General features: G+C 74.6%; 2 protein-coding genes and 1 rRNA gene. All 3 read left to right on the top strand.

Translation table 11 applies throughout. The features are described from left to right. Positions 1-80 (top strand): 5S ribosomal RNA (gene rrf, locus ENSA5_RS33400); the annotation flags it as partial. 264 nt (positions 81-344) lie between these two features. After that, a complete protein-coding gene (locus ENSA5_RS33395) occupies positions 345-3500 on the top strand; it encodes a PD-(D/E)XK nuclease family protein (RefSeq protein WP_181198424.1) in 3156 nt (1051 codons plus the stop codon). Next, positions 3497-6862, top strand: a 3366-nt coding sequence (locus ENSA5_RS39625) for a UvrD-helicase domain-containing protein (protein ID WP_106395777.1), incomplete at its 3' end; no start/stop codon positions are given. The genes ENSA5_RS33395 and ENSA5_RS39625, both read left to right, overlap by 4 nt.

Here is a 6862-nt window from a genome sequence, read left to right as displayed (position 1 = left end):
TCCCGAACTCGGAAGTCAAGCCCTCCTGCGCCGATGGTACTGCAGGGGTCACTCTGTGGGAGAGTAGGTCGTCGCCAGATCTATGCCCCGGACACGAAAGTGTCCGGGGCTTCTTTTATTGGTTCGCTGATGTTCATCGCCTGGGGTCATCGCCTGGGGTCATCGCCTGGGGTCATCGCCTGGGGTCATCGCTTGGGGTCGGCGCTTGGCTTCGCCGCTTGCGGCTGGGACGACTCGGTCTGCGCTCCGGCCAGGTCGGGCTGACGGCGGGTCGGCGTGCCTGACGCGTTGGTCGGGGTTCGGGCCAGGCGGGGTGAAATCGGGGTATGTGGGTAGGGAGGTCGATGGTTTCGCGCGGGGACCTGATCGAGCGCCTGTGGGCGCTGTGTGAGCGCCACAGTCCGGGGCGGGTCTTGGTGTTGGTTCGGCAGGCGGTGACGGCTCGGTGGGTGTCGAGCTTGGTCGCGGAGCGCGGGGTCGCGGTCGGGGTCCGGGTCTACGACCTCGAGACGATGTTGAGGGCCGCGGCGACGGAGCTGCGCGGGGAGGGGCTGTCGCAGTCGCGGGCCTTGGTGGTGGTTCGCGCGGCCCTGCTCGCGGATCCGGAGGGCCGCTACGCGGAGATCGCCGAGCATGGCAGCTACCAGCGGGAGGTCCTGCGGGCGTTCGTGGACCTGGAGCGGGGCCTCGAGGGGGCGGCGCTCGCTACGGCGGTGGCGGCGGCTGCGGGCGGGGCCGAGAGTCGGGATGGCGCGATGCTGGGGGCCTTCGAGCGCTTTCGGGAGCTGATGAGCGAGGAGCGGGCCTGGTGGCGGGGGCAGGCGCCCCAGCTGGTGCTCGAGGGCCATCGGCGGGTCATGTTTCTGCGGCGGCGGGCGGCGGCGGTGGCGTTGGGCTTTGGCGCGGCGAGAACCAGCTCCTGGGAGGCCCGGCTGATCGAGGGCCTGGGCTTCGAGCGCTGGGAGTCGGGGGAGTCGGGGGAGTCGGGCGAGTTGGGCTTGGCCCGGCGGCCGCTGGATCTTCGACTCTCGTGCGCGGGGCCGGAGGCCGAGATCGCGGCGGTCGCTCGGCTGTTGCGGGACGAGCCTGGCCGGGCGGCGCTGGTCTTGGCGCCGAGCGAGTCGGTTCCAAGGTGGGTCGCGCGCCTGCGTCACCGCGATGTCCCGGTTCGCGCCTGGGTCGAGCGGCGGGCGGCGAACACCGGGGCGGCGCGGGTGTTGCGGACGCTGCTGCGGATCTTGGCCTCGCCGGGCGCGGTCCGCCGAGACGAACTCGAGGCGGTGCTCTTTGGGCCGGCCCTGCGGCCGTGGTCCTCGGTCGCCGAGCAGCTCGAGCTCGACTATCCGCGCTGCCCTCACCCCGGAGATCTGCGCGGGGCCTGGGAGCTTCAGCGGGCGACCTCGTTCTCGCTCGGCGGCCTCGCGGGGCGGCTGCGGGCGGCGGGAGACGCGTCGGGCGAGGGACTGAGCGAGCGAGCGCAGCGCTTTGGCTGGTCGGCCGAGCAGCTCGAGCAGCGCCGCGCGCGAGCACGCGGCGCGCACCTGATGTTGGCGGCGGCGGTCGAGCGCCTCGAGCAGCTGGCGCAGGCGTGGAGCCCGGCCTCGCTCCACGCGCTGCTCGACGACTGGGATCTGCTCGGGCGCGCGGCCGTCCACGGGGTCGCGGCGGCCGAGATGACCGCCGCGCGCGTGGCGGTCGAGCTGTGCGCGCGCTCGACCGAGCAAAGCTCGGGTGCCGACGGGTCGGCGGCCGTCCACGGGGTCGCGGAGCTCGGGACCGAGCTCGACCACGCGCTGGCCGGCGCGTCCGCGGGCAGCTGGGAGCAGAGCCGGGCGCTTCACGAGGGTGAGCCGGAGACTCTGGGTGATCGAGCCCGAGCTGGCGGCGAGGCGGTGTGGGTGCTGCCCTACGCGAGCGTGGCTGCGCTCGGTCGCCTGCCCCCGCGCGTGTTCCTGACCGGACTCGACGCGCACCCGCGGCCGCCGGTCCACCACGGCGTGGTCTCGGATCAGCTGCGGGAGGGCCTGGGTCTGGTCGCCGAGCGGGTCCGCTTCACCTGTGAGCTGCGCGAGCTCGACGAGCTGGTCGCGTCGTCGGCCTCGGGGGCGGTCGTGGGCAGCTGGCGGCACCGAGACGGGGCGGGCAGCCGGCGACCGCCAGGGCCGTGGATCGCCGGGCGTCAGGACGAGGGCGAGCAGCGGGCGGTTGGGGTCGACGCGATCGCGCTGCCGACCGGTGGCGACCCGCCCTGCGCTCCGCTCGAGCAACGCCTGGTCGACTGGGCGACCGACGCACAGCTGCGCCGCCGGGTCGAGGCGATCCGCTCCCACGAGCTGCCCGGCGTCGGGCCGCACACGGGCGCGCTCGGGGTCCGGGTGTTGCCGAGCAAGCCCTACTCGGCCAGCGCGCTGCAGCGCTACGCCCAGCAGCCCTACCAGTACTTCGTCGAGCGCGTGATCGGGCTGCGCGAGCTTCGGCGGCCCGAGTCGGCGGCCTCGCTGTTGGCCAGCGAGCAGGGCCAGGTCGTCCACCGGGCGCTCGAGCTCAGCCACGCGGCCCGGCTCGCCGCTTCGCCTGGGGGTCTCGAGCTCGCGAGCGTGTCCGAGGCGCTGCTCGCCGAGGTCCTCGACGCGCTCGCGGACGGCTACCGCAAGCGGGCCGAGCACGGCCAGGCCGAGCCGATCTGGGCGAGCGAGCGCGACCGCTGGGCCGTCGAGATCCGCCTGTGGTGGCAGCGCTGGCGCGAGCGCCTCTACGAGGGCTGGCCGGGCGCGCCACCGAGCTCGGCCGACGCGCGCCGCGGGGGCTCGGGGCCGCGGCGTCGGCCCGCGCGCGAGCAGCTGATCCCGGGGATGCTCCTGGTCGCGACCGAGTGGTCCCCGGCCGCCGACGAGGCGACGAGCTTCGAGCTCGACCTCGGCCTGCGCAAGATCCCCTTCGTGGCGGCGATCGACCGGATCGAGCTCGACCCTCCGCGCCAGCGCCTGATCGTCGTCGACTACAAGACCGGACGACCCGCGTGGGCCTCGGCGCTCAGCGCCCAGCTGCGCGCGGGCCTCCACTTGCAGCTCCCGCTCTACGCCCTCGCGGTTCAGCAGGTCGCGGCCGCGTCGCCCGAGCGCCTGCGCTTGCCTGGGCCCGTGCCCGTCGGGGCGCTGCGCCTCGAGTACCTCCAGCGTCCGCTGCCGCGCGCGGGCCAGCTCGCGCGACCCGAGGCCCGGGGCTTCTCGCCTCACGATGCCCTCGGCGTCGACGCGCAGGGCCAGGTGTGGACGGTGCTGCAGGCGGCCGCGAGCTTCAGCTTGGCCTTCGTGGCCGCGATCGAGGACGGCCGCTTTCCACTCGTGGCCCGCGGGTCGACCCGGCGAGGCTTCGGCCCGAGCAGCCGGATCGACGAGCTCGCCCGCGTGGTCCCCAGCTCCGATCAGCGCGCCAGCGGCCTGCCCCCGGCGCTCGAGCCCCTGCCCGACCCCCGCATGGCCCGCGAGGTCGTCCAGTGACCGCCGCCGATCGCTTCGGGCCGATCTTCGACCCCACGCGCTCGGTGGTCCTGGTCGCGAGCGCGGGCACGGGCAAGACCTGGCGCCTGGTTCGTCGCTACCTCCGGATCGTCGCGGGCCGCGACCCGGTCAGCGGCGCGGCCTGGGCCCGGCCGGAGCAGGTCGTGGCGGTCACCTTCACGCGGGCGGCCGCGGCCGAGATGCGCGCTCGGGTGTTCGCGGCCCTGACCGCGCCGCCGGGCACGTCCGCGGACGACGACCCCGTGCTCGAAGAGGTCCTCGGGCTCCGCTCCCTCGACGAGCGCCTGAAGCTGGCCGAGCAGGTCGCGCCCGCGCCGATCGGCACGCTGCACTCGCTGTGCGCGAGGATGCTGGCCGAGTTCCCCGAGCTCTCGGGCGTGCCCCCGGACGCCCGCCCGCTCGAGCCGGCCGAGCAGATCCTGGAGCTCGACGCGTTCGTGTCGGGCTGGCTCGACCAGGCGATCGACGACCCGCGCCACCGGGCCCACGCGGCCTGCATCGAGCTCTTGCGCGCGCACCCCCTCGGCTTCGTGCGCCGCGAGCTCCGGGCCATGATCGACGATCGTGACTGGTCGCTGGCGGATCTGCCGGCCGCGCCCGCGGCCTCGGATCCGGGCGCGGCCGAGCCCCGCGGCCCGAGCGGTGACTGGCGCGAGCCCGAGGCGATCCTCGCCGCCCGCGAGCACTTCGTGCGGACCCAGTGGCGCGAGTACATCCACTACATGCAGGTGCCGCTGACCCTGCTGCTCCAGGCCTGCGCGATGACGGGTCAGCAGGGGCGGCGGACGGCCAAGCTCGCCGAGCTGCGCGAGCGGGTCGCTCGTCTGCTCCGACGCCACCTACCCGAGCCCGAGCTCGAGCAGATCACCGCCGACGTCGACGAGCTGGTCACGACCCGCCCGAGCGCCGAACTCGGCCCCGCGGTCTCGGCGGCGCTGCAGCAGGTCCGCAACAGCCACCGGGTGCTCTCGACCCGGCGCGAGCGGCCGGTGCTGCCCGATCCCGAGGCCGCGCTCAGCCGCGGCCAGGCCCAGCACCTCGCCCGCTGGGTCACGCTCGCGGCCCTCGCCCGCGGCGACTGGAGCGCGAGCCTGCGCGAGCGCGCGGTCCTGCGCTACGACGACCTCGAGCTCCTGACCTACGCGCTGCTCGATGATCCGCGCGCCCAGATCCACCTGCGCGGTCGCTACCGTCACGTGCTCGTCGACGAGTACCAGGACATCAACCCGCTCCAGGCCGAGATCATCGATCGCCTCGCCGAGCTGTGCGGGACCGACGAGGCCGCCGCCAAGGTGTTCTTCGTCGGGGATCCCAAGCAGTCGATCTATCGGTTCCGGGGCGCCGACCCCCAGGTCTTTGCCCGCGCCGTGACCCTGCGCGCCGCCGAGGGGGAGGGCGAGATCGTCAACTTGGCCGACAACCGGCGCAGCTCGCCGACCCTGGCCCGCTTCCTCGGCCAGCTGTTCCCGCCGCTGTTCGCTGGGGTCTTGCCGTGGGCCAACATCACGGAGCTCGGCCGGCCCCCCGAGCTCGCGCGCTTGCGCGACATCCCCGATCACGCGCTCGTGCCCTGGGATGGAGACATCGTCGCCCTGCGCGAGTCCGATCGCTTCCCGGGCCTCGGCGTGGATCTGCTCTTGCGAGCTCGGGCCCACCCCTCGGACCACGCCGGGCTGAGCGACGAGGCCGACCGCGTCGCCGCGCACCTGCGTGGGCTGCTCGACGGGGCCACGCTCGGGTCGGAAGACGGCCGCGCGTCACCGGCCTTGCGCGCCCGCGACCTCGCGATCTTGGTCCCGCGCTGGAGCCTGGCCGAGAGCTACCGCGCGGCGCTCGAGCGTCGGGGGATCGCGGCCGATCTCGCGGGGGGGCGCGGGCTGCTGCTGCTGCCCGAGGTCCGGGATCTCATCAACATCGTGCGCCTGTGGGCCGACGAGCAAGACGAGGTCGCCGCGCTCGCGGTCCTGCGCGGGCCCTGCTTTGCGATCTCCGACCTCGGCCTCTACGTGCTCGCGCGCTGGCCCGGGGTCGATCGGCGGGTGAGCGAGTCGGACCCCGACCTCCCGGAATTCGCCGAGCTCGACGAGGTCTGGGAGCCCTGGGACGACGAGCACGCCGAGGCGGTCTGGCCACGCGCCCAGCCCCGAAGGATCCGCGCGCTCTTGCGTCACGCTCGGATCGATCCGGAGCGCGCGCTCACGGGCCTCGACGCGGCGGGGGTGATCTCGGCCGCGTCCGAGGCCGAGCGCGAGGAGCTGCGCGAGCGCCTGGTCGCCGACGCCGCCGCGCTCGAGGCCGGGCGGGACCGCTTCTTGTCCTGCTCGCGCCAGGCTGGCGCGCGCTCGAGCGCAGATCTGCTCGCCGACGTGATCGCGAGCTTCACGCTCGAGGCCCACTGGTTGGTCGGACCTCGCAAGCGGCGGGCGGTCGCCAACGCCTGGCGCTTCGTCGAGCACGTCCGCACCCTCGAGCCCGACGGCCCCGATCTCCAGCGCCTCGCGACCTGGCTCGACGCCGGGGCCGAGCCCGCGCCCGAGGGCCTGATCTCACCCGAGGCCGACGCGGTGACGATCACGACCTGGCACGGGGCCAAGGGCAAGGAGTGGGCGGTCGTCGCGGTCGCGGGGATCGGCGAGTTTCGCCAGGCGGGCGCGCGGACGAGCTGGAGCGGCGCCCCGATCCCGACCCTCGACAGCGCGCGGGGCGAGCGGATCGCCGTGCCCAGGATCCGCCAGCCCCACGAGGGCTTCTCGGCCCCGGACGATCCCCTCCACGCGCCGTGCACCAACATGCTGGCCCCGCTCGAGGCCGCCGAGGCCAAGCGCCTGCTCTACGTGGCCATGACCCGGGCCCGCGATCGCGTGGTGCTCTCGGGCGAGGCTGACGCCCGCGCCCACGTGCACTACGACGACAAGCCCTACCTCAACCTCGAGCACCGCTTTGACATGAAGCCGCTGCTCGGTGAGCCCAAGCCCGCGTATCTGTGCAAGCGGCCGATCGAGCTGCTGGTCGCGGCGCTGGATCTCCCGGCCGCGCGCGCGGGCGCCTCGGTCATTCGACCGCGGGCGGCGGCCTGGAGCCTCGCGTACCTGCGGGTCGTCGACGACGCGATGCTGCTCGCGGGGCTCGAGCGGGCGGCGCTCGCAAGCGCCGAAGCCGAGGTCGGTGAGGTCGGTGAGGTCGGTGAGGTCGGTGAGGTCGGCGAGGTCGGCGAGGTCGGCGAGGTCGGTGAAGTCGGCGAGGTCGGCGGAGTTGGGGAGGTCGGCGAGGCACCGCTCGAGCCGCCCGCTGCCCGTCCCGAGCTGTCCGCTGCCCGTCCCGAGCTGCCCGCTGCCCACCCC

The organism is Enhygromyxa salina, from assembly GCF_002994615.1.
GTDB lineage: Bacteria > Myxococcota_A > Polyangia > Nannocystales > Nannocystaceae > Plesiocystis > Plesiocystis salina_A.
The sequence above is the reverse complement of the archived record's forward strand: the minus strand, read 5'-3'. Positions and strand labels throughout refer to the sequence as shown.